This is a genomic window from Kluyvera cryocrescens NBRC 102467, from assembly GCF_001571285.1.
Classification (GTDB): Bacteria; Pseudomonadota; Gammaproteobacteria; order Enterobacterales; family Enterobacteriaceae; genus Kluyvera; species Kluyvera cryocrescens.
In genome coordinates this window covers 187705-201501 of sequence record NZ_BCTM01000001.1, presented here as the reverse complement: position 1 = coordinate 201501, position 13797 = coordinate 187705, and the positions used below count along the sequence as shown (strand labels likewise).

Sequence of the window (13797 nt, the reverse complement as noted above, 5' to 3'; positions counted from 1 at the left end):
CGGAAGAAGTTACATAACCGATGAAGATAACTATTTCAGGAACAGGTTACGTTGGCCTGTCGAACGGCATTTTGATAGCCCAGCATCACGAAGTCGTTGCGCTGGATATCATTCAGTCCAAAGTCGACATGCTGAATCAGAAAAAATCGCCGATCGTTGATAAAGAGATCGAAGAGTATCTGGCGACCAAACCGCTGAATTTCCGGGCGACGACCGATAAGCATGACGCTTACCGCGATGCAGACTACGTCATCATCGCTACGCCAACGGACTACGATCCGAAAACCAACTATTTCAACACCTCAAGCGTTGAGTCGGTGATCCGTGACGTCATTGAAATCAACCCGCAGGCGGTGATGATTATCAAATCCACCATTCCGGTAGGTTTTACCAAATCGATTAAAGAAGAACTGGGCATCGACAATATCTTCTTCTCACCGGAGTTCCTGCGTGAAGGTCGCGCACTTTACGACAACCTGCATCCGTCGCGCATTGTGATTGGCGAACGTTCAGAGCGTGCCGAACGTTTTGCCGCACTGCTGCAGGAAGGGGCGGTCAAACAAGACATTCCGACGCTGTTTACTGATTCGACAGAAGCGGAAGCGATCAAGCTGTTTGCTAACACCTATCTGGCGCTGCGTGTGGCCTACTTTAACGAGCTGGACAGCTATGCGGAAAGCCTGGGGCTGAACTCGCGTCAGATTATCGAGGGTGTATGTCTGGATCCGCGCATCGGCAATCACTATAACAACCCATCGTTTGGCTATGGCGGCTACTGCCTGCCGAAAGACACCAAGCAGTTACTGGCGAACTATGAGTCGGTCCCGAACAACATCATTGGTGCTATCGTTGATGCCAACCGTACGCGTAAAGATTTTATCGCTGACTCTATCCTCGCGCGCAAGCCGAAGGTGGTGGGCGTTTACCGGCTGATCATGAAGTCCGGCTCCGATAACTTCCGCGCCTCCTCCATTCAGGGGATTATGAAGCGCATTAAGGCCAAAGGTATTCCGGTGATCATCTATGAACCTGTGATGAAGGAAGATGAATTCTTCAATTCACGCGTGGTGCGCGATCTCGATGTCTTTAAACAGGAAGCGGACGTGATTATCTCCAACCGTATGGCCGAAGAGCTGGCGGATGTTGAAGACAAGGTCTATACCCGCGATCTGTTTGGTAATGATTAAATATGATGGCCTGATCATTAGGGCCATCTGGATTAGTTGCTGAATGAGAATATTTAATCGCCATAGAGAACTTAACTAAAACTTGGATTTGTTGTTTGATACACAGCGCACACGATGTTGATTTTTTGTTGCTGTGATGTTGGGGCATGGTGTGTGGCAAGGGACACTTGCACGTTAACCTCTCTGATGTGTTGCCTACAATTTCTCGTGTACCTTATGGGATTTTCTATTTTTATAGGTAAACTACATGTACTTTATAATTTGTTTTTATAGATTGTTAAGGTTTGTATGACACAAGAAAAAAATAATATTTGTTCTCATCGCCGTAAGGCTTTGGATCAGATTGATCTTATTGAATTGATGTTGCAATTGTGGCGCGGAAAAATAACTATCGCTTTGTGTATTTTTATTACTCTTGTTCTGGCATTAGTTCATGTTTTCTTTGAAAAACCAAAATGGACCTCAATAGCCATTGTTACTCAACCCGAAGCTGGACAAATTGCACCATACTATGGTGTCCTTAAAGCCCTTTACGGCAAGGGTATACCGAATGAGCCTATTACTGTCAGTGAAAATTTAAATAATAATGTACCTGATATTTCAGATATTCAGCAGTCGTTGATAGAGCGTTTTAATTCGTCATTTGCTGCACTATCGGATGGGAGGAGCGGTCAAACTACTCCTGAGAATATGACGATTGATAGCTTTGTCAAAGGTAAAACAATGCCTTTAAAAGTTGCTTATACCGCACAGACGGCTGAATTAGCTAGGATGGCACTACCGTTAAAATTAACCTATACGGCTGAAACTGCGTACCAGGCCCAAAAAAAATTAACAAATTACATAGATCAAATTGATGGGGAAATTTCTCAAGGTTTGATTATTGACTTGCATAAAAGTATTGTGGCGAAGAAAACTGAATTACAGCATATACTTGCTTCGCAGGAGCTGATTGAGCTAAGCAGAAAACTCAACATATTGCCCAAATCAAGCAAGCGCTAACTATTGCTATAGAGTCAGATATAAAACGACCTGAGCATATCCTGACCGGTACTGTTTCACAGGATACAATGTTTTTGCTCGGCAGCGATGCGCTGTCAGCAATGGTCAAAAACGAAGCAACACGCCCCATAGTGCTATCAGATGGGTACTATCAAACGCTACAAAAACTGATTACTGTTACTGGATTAGAGACTGGTAATGCTAAATTTCAGACTTTCCGTTATGTGCTAAAACCTACTCTTCCTTCACAACGAGATGCCCAGGGGCGCATTTTATTTATTATGTTTGCCGTGCTCCTTGGCGGGATCCTGGGTGCTGCAATTGTATTTGTTCGATTTACTTTTACTAAATTCACGTCTGGTTCGTAAAATCTGATTTTTATGTTTCATAAAGATCAATATTGAAAAATGCCGACCAGTTGCTAACTGGTCGGATTTAGATTTGTGACGTCATTTAGTATAAAACGCCCGATACCAGTCGACGAAGTTTTTCACACCATCCTTCACCGAGGTTTGCGGTCTGAAACCAACTAAGTCATACAGTGGCTGGGTTTCAGCGCTGGTTTCCAGTACGTCGCCTGGCTGCATTGGCATCATGTTTTTCTCAGCTTTCACGCCAATCGCTTCTTCCAGCGCGGTAATGTAGTCCATCAGCTCAACCGGAGAACTGTTGCCAATGTTGTAAACGCGATACGGGGCGGAGCTGGTTGCCGGAGAGCCGGTTTCAACCGTCCAGTCGCTGTTTGGATCAGGGATAACATCCTGCAGGCGGATAATGGCTTCGACGATATCATCAATGTAGGTGAAGTCGCGCTTCATCTTGCCGTAGTTGTAGACGTCGATGCTTTTGCCGTCGAGTATCGCCTTGGTAAATTTGAACAGTGCCATATCCGGGCGGCCCCAAGGGCCATACACGGTGAAGAAACGCAGGCCGGTGGTCGGCAGGCCATACAGATGCGAGTAGGTATGCGACATCAGCTCATTGGCTTTCTTGGTGGCCGCGTACAGTGAAACCGGATGATCCACGCTGTCGTCGGTGGAGAACGGCATTTTACGGTTTAGGCCGTAGACCGAGCTGGAGGATGCGTACAGCAGGTGTTGGACTTTATTATGGCGGCAGCCTTCCAGTACGTTGAGATGACCGACGAGGTTGGCCTGGGCGTAAGCGTGAGGGTTTTCCAGTGAATAGCGCACACCGGCCTGAGCGGCGAGGTGGATGACGCGATCAAACTTGTGCTCAGCAAATAAAGCCGCCATGGCCGACGTGTCCGCCAAATCCATTTTCACAAAATGGAAATCCGCTGATGACAGCTGGTCGAGGCGCGCCTGTTTCAGGCTGATGTCATAGTAATCATTCAGGTTGTCAATCCCGACAACCTGATGCCCGGCAGCGAGCAGGCGCTGGCTGACGTGAAAACCAATAAAGCCCGCGGCGCCGGTGACCAAATATTTCATAGCATTCCTCAAACCCAATTCTGATGCGATTATCGCTTTTAGGCGCGATGATACCGTCTGTGCGCAAAAAAATATAATCGTAATCGGTCATTAAGCTAATCGGGGAAGGGCATAAAGCGAAAAACCCGGCTTGCTGGCCGGGTTTACTGGGGGATTACTGGTGACGTTCGCGCAGGTTTTCGATGACCGTCGTTAAATCCAGCTCCTGGTCCTGGAGCAGCACCAGCAGGTGATACATCAGATCCGAGGCTTCGTTTTTCAGTTCAAACTTATCGTGTACCGTTGCCGCCAGCGCGGTTTCCACGCCTTCTTCACCCACTTTCTGCGCAATGCGCTTGGTGCCGCTGGCGTACAGTTTGGCGGTATAGGAACTTGCCGGGTCGGCGGTTTTGCGCTCGGCGAGCAGTTGCTCTAGCTGATAGAGGAACAGCCATTGGTGGCTGGTATCGCCAAAGCAGCTGGAGGTGCCTTTGTGGCAGGTTGGGCCAATGGGGTTAACCAGCACCAGCAGAGTATCGTTGTCGCAGTCCGGCGCGATGCTAACCACGTTTAAGAAGTTGCCAGAGGTTTCACCTTTGGTCCACAGACGCTGTTTAGTGCGTGAGTAAAAGGTGACTTTGCCGGACTCCTGGGTTTTAGCCAGCGCGTCCTGATTCATATAACCCAGCATTAACACTTCGCCGGAAACCGCATGTTGGATAATGGCGGGCATCAGTCCGTCGGTTTTTTCCCAGTCCAGTTGTTCAGTTAACATACCCGTATCTCCACGCCCTGTGCTGCCAGGTACGCTTTTAGTTCGCCAATATTAATAATTTGCTTGTGGAATACCGAAGCCGCCAGCGCGCCGTCGACGTTGGCGTCGCGGAAGGCTTCGAGGAAGTGTTCCATCGTTCCCGCACCGCCAGAGGCGATAAGCGGCACGCGGCAAACGTCGCGCACTTTCTTTAATTGCTCAAGGTCGTAGCCGTTACGCACGCCGTCCTGGTTCATCATGTTGAGGACGATTTCGCCCGCGCCGCGCTTCTGCACTTCCTGTACCCAGTCGAGGGTTTCCCACTGAGTCACGCGGGTGCGGCTTTCATCGCCGGTGTATTGGTTGACGTGATACTTGCCCGTATCGGCATCAAACCAGGTATCAATCCCCACCACAATGCACTGCACGCCAAAACGATCCGCCAGGCGGGTGATCAGCTCTGGGTCGGCCAGCGCCGGGGAGTTGATCGAAATTTTATCGGCGCCGAATGAGAGAATACGCGCTGCATCATCGATGGATTTGATACCACCGGCAACGCAGAACGGGATATCAATAACTTCGGCCACGCGAGAAACCCAGCTTTTATCGACCACGCGGCCGTCGCTGGAGGCGGTGATATCGTAGAACACCAGCTCATCTGCGCCTTCATCGGCGTAGCGTTTGGCCAGCGGCACGATATCGCCAATAATTTCGTGGTTGCGGAACTGCACCCCTTTAACGACCTGACCATCACGCACATCGAGACAAGGAATTATCCGTTTTGCCAGCATTGGATGGCCTCCGTTACGTTGAATTTACCTTCCAGCAGCGCGCGTCCGACAATCACGCCGCGTACCCCGGTACCGCGTAGGGCGGCAATGTCGTTAAGGTCGCCAATGCCACCGGAGGACTGGAACGCCACCTGCGGGTAGCGTGCGCAGACCTCTTCGTACAGCGACACGTTGGAACCGGCCAGCGTCCCGTCACGGGAGATATCGGTGCACAGTACGTGCTGGAGCCCAACTGGCAGATAGGTTTCAACCAGTTCTTCCAGGGTGACGCCGGAGTTTTCCTGCCAGCCACTCACCGCCACCTGTTTGGTGCCGTTGTCATCAATGCGCACATCCAGCGCCAGCACCAGGTGTTCTGCACCAAAGCGCTTAAACCAGCCTTTGACTACGTCCGGTGATTTCACCGCCGTTGAACCGACGACCACTCGCGCCACGCCAGCCTCCAGCAATGCTGCCACGTCTTCTTCCGTACGGACGCCGCCGCCAACCTGTACCGGGACGTTCACGCCGGCGACCAGCGTTTTCAGCAAAGGGATCTGGCGTTGGGCCGGATCTTTGGCACCGGTTAAATCCACCAGGTGCAGTACTTCAGCACCCTGCGCCGCGTAATCCTGCAGGCGCGGTAGCGGATCGGTTCCGTAGTCGCGCTGCTGGCCGTAATCTCCCTGATGGAGACGCACCACGGTGCCGTTAATCAAATCTAAAGCAGGAATGATCATTACATCTCCAGGAAGTTTTTCAGCAGTTGCGCACCCGCCGCGCCTGAGCGCTCCGGGTGGAACTGCACGCCGTAAAAGTTATCTTTCTGCACGGCGGCGGTGAACGGTTCGCCGTAGTGGCATTGGGCGATGGTGTACTCGTTAACCGGCATCGCGTAGCTGTGGACGAAGTAGAAGTAGGCGCCGTCCTCAATGCCGCGGAACAGACGATCGCCGGCCTTCGGGTAGACGCGGTTCCAGCCCATGTGCGGTAGCGGTAGGCCGAAATCGGCCATCTTCGGTACGTCCTGGTCGATGATCCCCAGCAGGTCAACGCCATGCGTCTCTTCGCTGCGGCGGCCGAGCAACTGCATACCGAGGCAAATGCCCAGTACCGGCTGAGTGCAGGCTTTAATCAGCTCAACCAGCTCACGTTCGCGCAGCTGATCCATGGCGGCTTGTGCGGTCCCCACGCCGGGTAAAAACAGTTTGTCGGCGCGCAGCACCACTTCCGGCTCGCGGCTGACCACCGGCTCGTAGCCGTGGCGGGCAATCGCCGACTTTACCGAGTTGAGGTTGGCGCAGCCGGTATCGAGGACAACCACGTTCATCACAGCACTCCTTTTGAGGAGGGAAGGGTATCGCCGTCCACGCGAATCGCCTGGCGCAGCGTGCGGCCAAAGACTTTAAACAGGCTTTCCACGCGGTGGTGATCGTTTTTGCCTTTGGTTTTCAGGTGCAGCGTCACGCCCATGGTGTAAGAGAGTGAGCGGAAGAAGTGCTCAATCATCTCGGTGCTCAGATCGCCGACGCGCTGATAGGTAAACTCGGCTTTATATTCCAGGTGCGGGCGGCCGGAAATATCCAGCGCGCAGCGGGCCAGGCACTCGTCCATTGGCAGGACGAAGCCAAAACGGTTGATACCGCGTTTGTCACCCAGCGCCACTTTTAGCGCCTCGCCCAGCGCCAGACCGGTATCTTCTACCGTGTGGTGATCGTCAATATAGAGATCGCCCTTCACGGTAATGTTCATGCGGAAGCCGCCGTGGGTGGCAATCTGGTCGAGCATATGATCGAAGAAACCGACGCCGGTGTTGATTTTGCTGCCGCCTTCGCGGTCGAGCCACACTTCGACGTCAATCTGCGTTTCGCGCGTATTCCGTTCGATGCGCGCATAGCGATCGCGGCGGGTGAGCTGCTCGCCAATCGCCGCCCAGTTCAGGGTCTCGCGATGGTACTGCAGGCCGGTGATGCCCATGTTGGCCGCCAGCTCGACATCGGTGAGACGATCGCCAATCACATAGCTGTTGGCGGTATCCATCACTTCATTAGCCAGCCAGGCGGTGACCAACTGCGTTTTCGGTTTACGGCATGCGCAGTTGTCCGCCGGCAGGTGCGGGCAAATCAGCACATCATCAAAGGCAACGCCCTGGGAGGTGAAGATCTGCATCATCAGGTTGTGCGGGCCATCGAAATCGGCCTGCGGGAAACTCGCGGTGCCCAAGCCATCCTGATTGGTGATCATCACCAGTTTGTAACCGGCTTTTTGCAGCTTCAGCAGCACCGGAATGGCGTCCGGCTCGAAGGCCAGCTTGTCAAAACGGTCTACCTGATAGTCACTCGGAGGCTCGGAAATCAGGGTGCCATCACGATCGATAAAGAGAAACTTCTGGGTCATACGGTCTCCGCTTTCAAAGCGTCAATCACGCGCTGGCTCTCTTCACGAGTGCCGATAGTGATGCGCAAACAGCCGCTTAAAGATGGTTGTTTATTCTGGTCACGTAAGATAATGCCTTGATCCCATAAAGATTTAAATACGCTGCTGGAGGCTTTGATACGAGCCAGTACGTAGTTGGTCTCGGAATCAAATACCTGTTCGACGCAGTCGATAGTGCGCAGCGCCTCCACCAGGTACTGACGTTCATCAAGAATTTGGCTAACGCGTTGGCGCATGGCGGCAATTCCCTGCGCGCTAAGCGCCTGGGCGGCGATATCGGCAACCGGCGTCGAGAGCGGGTAAGGAGCAATCACCTTCATTAATAGCGCGATCACCTCTTCGTTCGCCAGGGTAAAGCCGCAGCGCAGCCCTGCCAGAGCAAAGGCTTTAGACAGCGTACGCAGAATCACCAGATTAGGGTATTCGGCCAGCCAGCCGGCAAGCGTCGCCTGCGGGCAAAATTCAATATAGGCCTCGTCGGCCACAACCAGCGCTTTATCGCGGGTCATCTCCAGCAGAGTGCGGAAGTCCTGTGGATTAATAATCTGCCCGGTCGGGTTGTTTGGGCTGCACACGTACACCACTTTAACGTCGGTGAGGCTGTCTGCAATGGCCGGCAAATCCAACTGCCAGTCGGCTTTGGCGGGTACAGTGCGGCACTCAACGCCGATGGTTTCAGCGCTGACGCTGTACATGCCGTAGGTCGGCGGACAGAACAGCACCGCATCGCGCCCCGGCTCGCAGAAGGCGCGAACCAGCAGCTCGATCCCTTCATCTGCACCGCGGCTGACCAGCACCTGCTCTGGCTTCACGCCCGCGTAGGCGGCGTAGTTTTCAATCACCGCTTTTGGCTGACATTCCGGATAGCGGTTCAGCGTCTGCTGGCTTAACTCAAACGGTACCGCGGTTGGGTATTCATTGGCATTCAGCCAGACGTCACCTTTACCTCCCAGACGGCGTGCAGACTGATAAGGGGTCAGGGCGCGAACGTTATCGCGGGCTAACTGTTCAATGCTCATGCTTGCTCCTTCAGGGCGTTAACGCGCAGGGTAACGGCATTTTTGTGGGCGGTCAGCAGCTCGGCCGCGGCCAGCGTTTCAATAGTGGCGGCAAGGGCGGAGAAGCCTTCGCGGGATAATTCCTGAACGGTCATCCGTTTCTGGAAGTCCGCCAGCCCGAGGCTGGAACAGGTTGCCGTGTAGCCATAGGTCGGCAGAACGTGGTTGGTGCCCGAGGCATAGTCCCCCGCCGATTCTGGCGACCAATCGCCGAGGAACACAGAACCGGCGCTGGTAATATCGTCGACCAGTTCGCGCGCGTTGCGGGTCTGAATGATCAGGTGTTCCGGGCCGTAGGCATTGGAGATTTCAATACATTGCGCCAGATCGTTGGCCACGATTAAACGGCTGGCGGAGAGCGCTTGGCGCGCGGTGTCGGCGCGTGACAGCTCGGCGAGCTGACGTTCAACGGCTTCAGCAACGCCGGCGGCAATCTGTGCGTCCGGGGTCAGCAGAATAACCTGTGAGTCTGGGCCATGTTCGGCCTGCGACAGCAGGTCGGAGGCGATAAAGTCCGGCGTTGCTCCGCTGTCGGCAATAACCAGCACTTCTGATGGGCCCGCAGGCATATCAATTGCCGCACCGTCGAGGCGCTGGCTGACCTGGCGTTTGGCTTCGGTAACATACGCGTTGCCAGGCCCAAAGATTTTATCGACCTTAGGAATGGATTCGGTGCCGAGTGCCAGCGCGGCAATCGCCTGCGCGCCACCGACGTTAAACACCTCTTTCACGCCGCACAGCTGTGCGGCATAGAGAATTTCATCGGCAATTGGCGGCGGTGAACAGAGCACCACTTTTTTACAGCCGGCAATCCGGGCTGGAGTGGCGAGCATCAATACCGTCGAGAACAGCGGCGCCGAACCGCCAGGAATATAGAGGCCAACGGAAGCAATCGGGCGAGTCACCTGCTGGCAGCGCACACCCGGCTGAGTTTCGATATCCACCGGCGGCAGGATCTGCGCCTTGTGGAAGGTATCGATATTACGTACCGCCGCCTGCATCGCCTGTTTAAGCTCATCGCTCAAACGATCGCTGGCCTGCTGGATCTCTTCGGCAGTGACCTGTAAAGCGCCGACTTCGGTCTTATCAAATTTGGCGCTGTACTCGCGCAGGGCTTTATCGCCATTGTTTTTAACGTTGTCGAGGATCTCAGCGACCGTGCGAGTGATGCTGTCGGAAGCGGAGATCGCCGGGCGCATTAACAGCGCCTGCTGCTCTTCGGGGCTACAGCGGTTCCAGTCAATCAGGGTATTGAAGCTCATGGCACTTACTCCATCATCTTCTCAATTGGCAGCACCAGAATAGAGCTGGCACCCAGGGCTTTGAGTTTTTCCATGGTTTCCCAGAACAGGGTTTCGCTGCTCACCATGTGCATGGCTACGCGCTGCTGATCGCCAGCCAGCGGCAGGATGGTTGGGCGTTCAGCGCCTGGCAGCAGGGCAATCACTTCATCCAGACGTTCGGTCGGCGCGTGCATCATGATGTATTTTGACTCGCGAGCCTGAATCACACCCTGAATACGGGTCAGCAGGCGATCGACCAGCTGCTGTTTCGCATCGCTCATTTCGCCGTCACGCTGAATCAGGCAAGCTTTAGAACGGAACATGACTTCGACTTCACGCAGGCCGTTTGCTTCGAGGGTTGCGCCGGTAGAGACCAGATCGCAGATGGCGTCCGCCAGACCGGCACGTGGGGCAACTTCAACCGAACCATTCAGCAGGCAGGATTTAAAGGAGATGCCTTTTTGGTCGAGATAACGTTTGAGCAGGTGCGGATAAGAGGTGGCGATACGTTTGCCGTCGAGCGCGGCGGGGCCATCCCACGCTTCATCGGCCGGGGTGGCTAATGACAGGCGGCAGCCGCCAAAGTCCAGACGACGCAGCGTGAAGTAGCGCGGATCTTCGCCCTGAGCGCGGCGGCTCAGCAGCTCTTCTTCGAGAACGTTTTCACCAATGATGCCGAGATCAACCACGCCGTCCATAATCAGGCCTGGGATATCGTCATCGCGAACGCGCAGGATATCGATAGGCATGTTCTCCGCCATCGCAATCAGACGCTGGGTGTGGAGATTGATTTTAATACCACAACGGGCGAGTAATTCGCGTGAATCATCGCTAAGGCGACCTGATTTCTGAATAGCTATGCGTAAACGGCTGTTATCTAACATTCTGTTTTCCTTATTACCCTGCTGAATTTGGTTCAAAAAAAAGCCCCCGGAAGATGATCTTCCGGGGGCTCTCTTGCGTTCTTGCACCACTGGAAGATCTGAATGTCTCCCAGCACACATCGCCTGAAAGACTAGTCAGGGTGATGGTGATGATGGTGGTGTTTAAATTGAACGCGGCTCATAAAATTCTCGTTGAATGACTATTCACTTGATGTCTTTTAACCTAAACCACTTTTGTCGTTGAAGGCAAGCGCTTTTTTCATTCATTAAATCTATTCATGTTGCGACTATAAATTGTCAGTTTTGGCGCGGTGGCGTAGCCTTAGTAAGAGGAGTGCGGCAAGAATCAGGAGATAGCGCAATGAAGAAAGTGGCAATTGTCGGTTTAGGGTGGCTGGGTATGCCGCTGGCGCTGTCATTGATGGCGCGTGGCTGGCATGTTACCGGCAGTAAAACGACGGAAGATGGCGTAGAAGCCGCGCGAATGTGCGGTATTGAAAGCTATCCGCTTCGTTTGGATCCGCAGCTGGTGTGCGAGGCGGACGATCTTGATGCCTTAATGAATGTTGATGCGCTGGTGATAACGCTTCCGGCGCGCCGCAGCGGCGAGGGTGAGGATTTTTATCATCAGGCCGTACAGGAAATTGTTGATTCCGCGCTGGCACACCATATTCCGCGCATCATCTTTACCAGCTCCACGTCTGTCTACGGTAAAGAAGAAGGGACGGTGAAAGAGAGCACGCCGCGGGTGCCGGTGACGGCTAGCGGAATGGTGCTTAAAGAGTTGGAAGATTGGTTGCATCAGCTTCCGGGCACGTCGGTGGATATTCTGCGTCTGGCTGGGCTTGTGGGGCCTGGGCGTCATCCAGGGCGTTTCTTTGCCGGCAAGTCGGCGCCGGATGGTCAGCACGGCGTCAATCTGGTCCATCTTGAAGATGTGATTTCTGCTATTACGCTGTTGCTTCAGGCGCCGAAGGGTGGACACATCTATAACATCTGCGCGCCAGAGCATCCGGCGCGGCGTATTTTTTACCCGCAAATGGCGCGGGAGCTTGGTTTGGCGGTACCGCTGTTTAGCGATAGCGGCAAAGGGCAGGGCAAAATCATCGACGGTAATCGCATCTGTCATGAGCTGGGATTTGAGTATCAATATCCCGATCCGCTGCGTATGCCGATGGAGTAAACGCCATCTGCTTTAGCAAATAGTGCTATTGCTGAAGTTTACGATTTGGCGATTGCCTGTTTATCAGCCATTTAGATGAGTAATGGCTCCGATTATGTTCGCATTCGCTTGTGTTTTTGCTTCCGTTTGGTGCAAAATATGTCGAATGTAAAAAATTGAGATTAACCGACGTGCTTGCCGCGTCGGTTATTTTTTTTACATCAAAACAACCATCCAATAAAAGAGGCCGGGCTTCGTACCGGATAGATATTTACTTAAAAAACGACAGTTGTTGTCGCTGAGGAAACAGAAAAAAAATGGGGCAATTTTTCTTTTTTGCGCCGGCCATCGCCGTAATGGAGACTGACCGTGTCAAATAACGTTACTCCAAACACCTCTCGCGTGGAATTGCGTAAAACGCTTACGCTGATTCCGGTTGTCATGATGGGCTTAGCCTATATGCAGCCAATGACGCTGTTCGATACGTTCGGTATCGTATCAGGCCTCACTGACGGTCACGTCGCAACGGCTTATGCCTTCGCGCTGATCGCGATTCTCTTTACAGCGCTGAGCTACGGTAAACTGGTTCGCCGTTTCCCGTCTGCTGGCTCTGCGTATACCTACGCTCAGAAATCCATTAGCCCGGTCGTTGGCTTTATGGTGGGCTGGTCATCTCTGCTGGACTACCTGTTCATGCCGATGATCAACATTCTGCTGGCGAAAATTTACTTTGAAGCGCTGATGCCTTCCGTTCCGTCATGGATCTTCGTGGTTGCACTGGTCGGCTTTATGACCGTGTCTAACCTGCGCAGCATCAAGGCGGTCGCCAACTTCAATACCCTGATCGTGGTTCTGCAGATGGGTATTGTGGCGGTCATCGTTGGCCTGATCATTTATGGCATTATGCACGGTGAAGGCGCCGGTACGCTGGCAAGCACCCGTCCATTCTGGTCTGACGGCGCGCACGTCGTGCCAATGATTACCGGTGCGACGATTCTGTGCTTCTCGTTCCTCGGCTTCGACGGTATCTCTTCTTTGTCTGAAGAGACCAAAGACGCAGAGCGCGTGATCCCGCGTGCGATTTTCCTGACCGCGCTGATCGGCGGTATGGTGTTCATTGGGGCATCTTACTTCCTGCAGCTGTACTTCCCGGATATCACCCGCTTTAAAGATCCGGACGCGTCTCAGCCTGAAATCATGCTGTACGTAGCGGGCAAAACCTTCCAGTGGGGCGTGCTGATCTTCTCCAGCGTCACCGTACTGGCATCCGGTATGGCGGCACATGCGGGCGTATCTCGTCTGATGTACGTGATGGGGCGTGATGGCGTGTTCCCAACCAGCTTCTTCGGCTACATTCATCCGAAGTGGCGTACCCCAGCGTTCAACGTACTGCTGGTGGGGGCGATTGCGCTGCTGGCGATTAAATTCGACCTGGTCACCGCGACTGCGCTGATTAACTTTGGTGCGCTGGTTGCGTTTACCTTCGTTAACCTCTCCGTGATCTCGCAGTTCTGGATCCGTGAGAAGCGCAACAAGACGCTGAAAGACCACATTAACTATCTGGTGCTGCCAAGCTGTGGCGCGCTGACGGTTGGCGCACTGTGGGTCAACCTGGAGCAGAGCTCCATGGTTCTCGGCCTGATTTGGGGAACCATCGGCCTGGTATACCTGGCATGCGTGACCAAGCGTTTCCGCAACCCGGTTCCACAGTACGAAGACATCGCCTAAATATCGTTTGATATTGATTGAAAACCGGAGGCTAAGGCCTCCGGTTTTTTTTCGCCGTTAATATCGTGAGCAATTAAAAAACAAGCAGTAATAACCATCG

The 13797-nt window shown here is 53.3% G+C and carries 15 protein-coding genes and 1 other annotated feature; of the genes, 5 read left to right on the top strand and 10 right to left on the bottom strand.

Going from position 1 to position 13797, the window contains the following annotated elements; genetic code table 11:
• Positions 1 to 20 precede the first annotated feature (20 nt).
• The 3 genes from ugd to KCR01S_RS24825 all read left to right on the top strand — a co-directional run bounded on the left by ugd (position 21) and on the right by KCR01S_RS24825 (position 2557).
• Entirely contained in the window at positions 21 to 1187 is a 1167-nt protein-coding gene (gene ugd / locus KCR01S_RS01050; RefSeq protein WP_061279306.1) for a UDP-glucose 6-dehydrogenase, read from the top strand.
• 288 nt (positions 1188 to 1475) lie between these two features.
• The gene (locus KCR01S_RS01045; RefSeq protein WP_061279305.1) at positions 1476 to 2189 is read left to right on the top strand and encodes a Wzz/FepE/Etk N-terminal domain-containing protein; all 714 of its coding nucleotides are present in this window, start codon (positions 1476 to 1478) and stop codon (positions 2187 to 2189) included.
• Between the two features lie 68 nt (positions 2190 to 2257).
• Positions 2258 to 2557, top strand: coding sequence for a hypothetical protein (locus tag KCR01S_RS24825; protein WP_061279304.1), 300 nt, complete (start codon positions 2258 to 2260; stop codon positions 2555 to 2557).
• Positions 2558 to 2638: 81 nt separating this feature from the next.
• On the opposite strand, the gene KCR01S_RS01035 is transcribed toward KCR01S_RS24825, so the two are convergent.
• From KCR01S_RS01035 to hisL, 10 genes are all read right to left on the bottom strand, one after another.
• Positions 2639 to 3643: an NAD-dependent epimerase gene (locus KCR01S_RS01035; RefSeq protein WP_061279303.1), complete on the bottom strand. Its 1005-nt coding sequence runs from the start codon at positions 3641 to 3643 to the stop codon at positions 2639 to 2641.
• 154 nt (positions 3644 to 3797) lie between these two features.
• Positions 3798 to 4397 carry a bifunctional phosphoribosyl-AMP cyclohydrolase/phosphoribosyl-ATP diphosphatase HisIE gene (hisIE, locus tag KCR01S_RS01030; protein ID WP_052285268.1) on the bottom strand — a complete coding sequence of 200 codons (600 nt, stop codon included), beginning with the start codon at positions 4395 to 4397 and terminating at the stop codon, positions 3798 to 3800.
• Positions 4391 to 5167, bottom strand: a complete 777-nt coding sequence (hisF, locus tag KCR01S_RS01025; RefSeq protein WP_052285269.1) for an imidazole glycerol phosphate synthase subunit HisF — start codon at positions 5165 to 5167, stop codon at positions 4391 to 4393. The genes hisIE and hisF overlap by 7 nt, the downstream gene beginning before the upstream one ends.
• Positions 5149 to 5886, bottom strand: coding sequence for a 1-(5-phosphoribosyl)-5-[(5-phosphoribosylamino)methylideneamino]imidazole-4-carboxamide isomerase (hisA, locus tag KCR01S_RS01020; RefSeq protein WP_061279302.1), 738 nt, complete (start codon positions 5884 to 5886; stop codon positions 5149 to 5151). Before hisA ends, hisF begins: the two co-directional genes overlap by 19 nt.
• Complete coding sequence (gene hisH, locus KCR01S_RS01015; RefSeq protein WP_061279301.1) at positions 5886 to 6476, bottom strand: imidazole glycerol phosphate synthase subunit HisH; 591 nt, start codon at positions 6474 to 6476, stop codon at positions 5886 to 5888. The genes hisA and hisH overlap by 1 nt, the downstream gene beginning before the upstream one ends.
• Positions 6476 to 7543: a bifunctional histidinol-phosphatase/imidazoleglycerol-phosphate dehydratase HisB gene (gene hisB, locus KCR01S_RS01010; RefSeq protein ID WP_061279300.1), complete on the bottom strand. Its 1068-nt coding sequence runs from the start codon at positions 7541 to 7543 to the stop codon at positions 6476 to 6478. The genes hisH and hisB overlap by 1 nt, the downstream gene beginning before the upstream one ends.
• Complete coding sequence (gene hisC, locus KCR01S_RS01005; RefSeq protein WP_061279299.1) at positions 7540 to 8601, bottom strand: histidinol-phosphate transaminase; 1062 nt, start codon at positions 8599 to 8601, stop codon at positions 7540 to 7542. Before hisC ends, hisB begins: the two co-directional genes overlap by 4 nt.
• A complete protein-coding gene (hisD, locus tag KCR01S_RS01000) occupies positions 8598 to 9902 on the bottom strand; it encodes a histidinol dehydrogenase (protein ID WP_061279298.1) in 1305 nt (434 codons plus the stop codon). Before hisD ends, hisC begins: the two co-directional genes overlap by 4 nt.
• A gap of 5 nt (positions 9903 to 9907) precedes the next feature.
• Positions 9908 to 10807 carry an ATP phosphoribosyltransferase gene (gene hisG, locus KCR01S_RS00995; RefSeq protein WP_061279297.1) on the bottom strand — a complete coding sequence of 300 codons (900 nt, stop codon included), beginning with the start codon at positions 10805 to 10807 and terminating at the stop codon, positions 9908 to 9910.
• Between the two features lie 34 nt (positions 10808 to 10841).
• Positions 10842 to 10963, bottom strand: a sequence feature (His leader region).
• Positions 10939 to 10989 carry a his operon leader peptide gene (gene hisL / locus KCR01S_RS25020; protein WP_071594744.1) on the bottom strand — a complete coding sequence of 17 codons (51 nt, stop codon included), beginning with the start codon at positions 10987 to 10989 and terminating at the stop codon, positions 10939 to 10941. It overlaps the preceding feature by 25 nt.
• A gap of 179 nt (positions 10990 to 11168) precedes the next feature.
• On the opposite strand from hisL, the gene KCR01S_RS00990 reads away from it, so the two are divergent.
• Entirely contained in the window at positions 11169 to 11990 is an 822-nt protein-coding gene (locus tag KCR01S_RS00990) for an SDR family oxidoreductase (protein ID WP_061279296.1), read from the top strand.
• Positions 11991 to 12338: 348 nt separating this feature from the next.
• Positions 12339 to 13697 carry an APC family permease gene (locus tag KCR01S_RS00985; RefSeq protein ID WP_052285277.1) on the top strand — a complete coding sequence of 453 codons (1359 nt, stop codon included), beginning with the start codon at positions 12339 to 12341 and terminating at the stop codon, positions 13695 to 13697.
• The last annotated feature ends 100 nt before the right edge of the window (positions 13698 to 13797 follow it).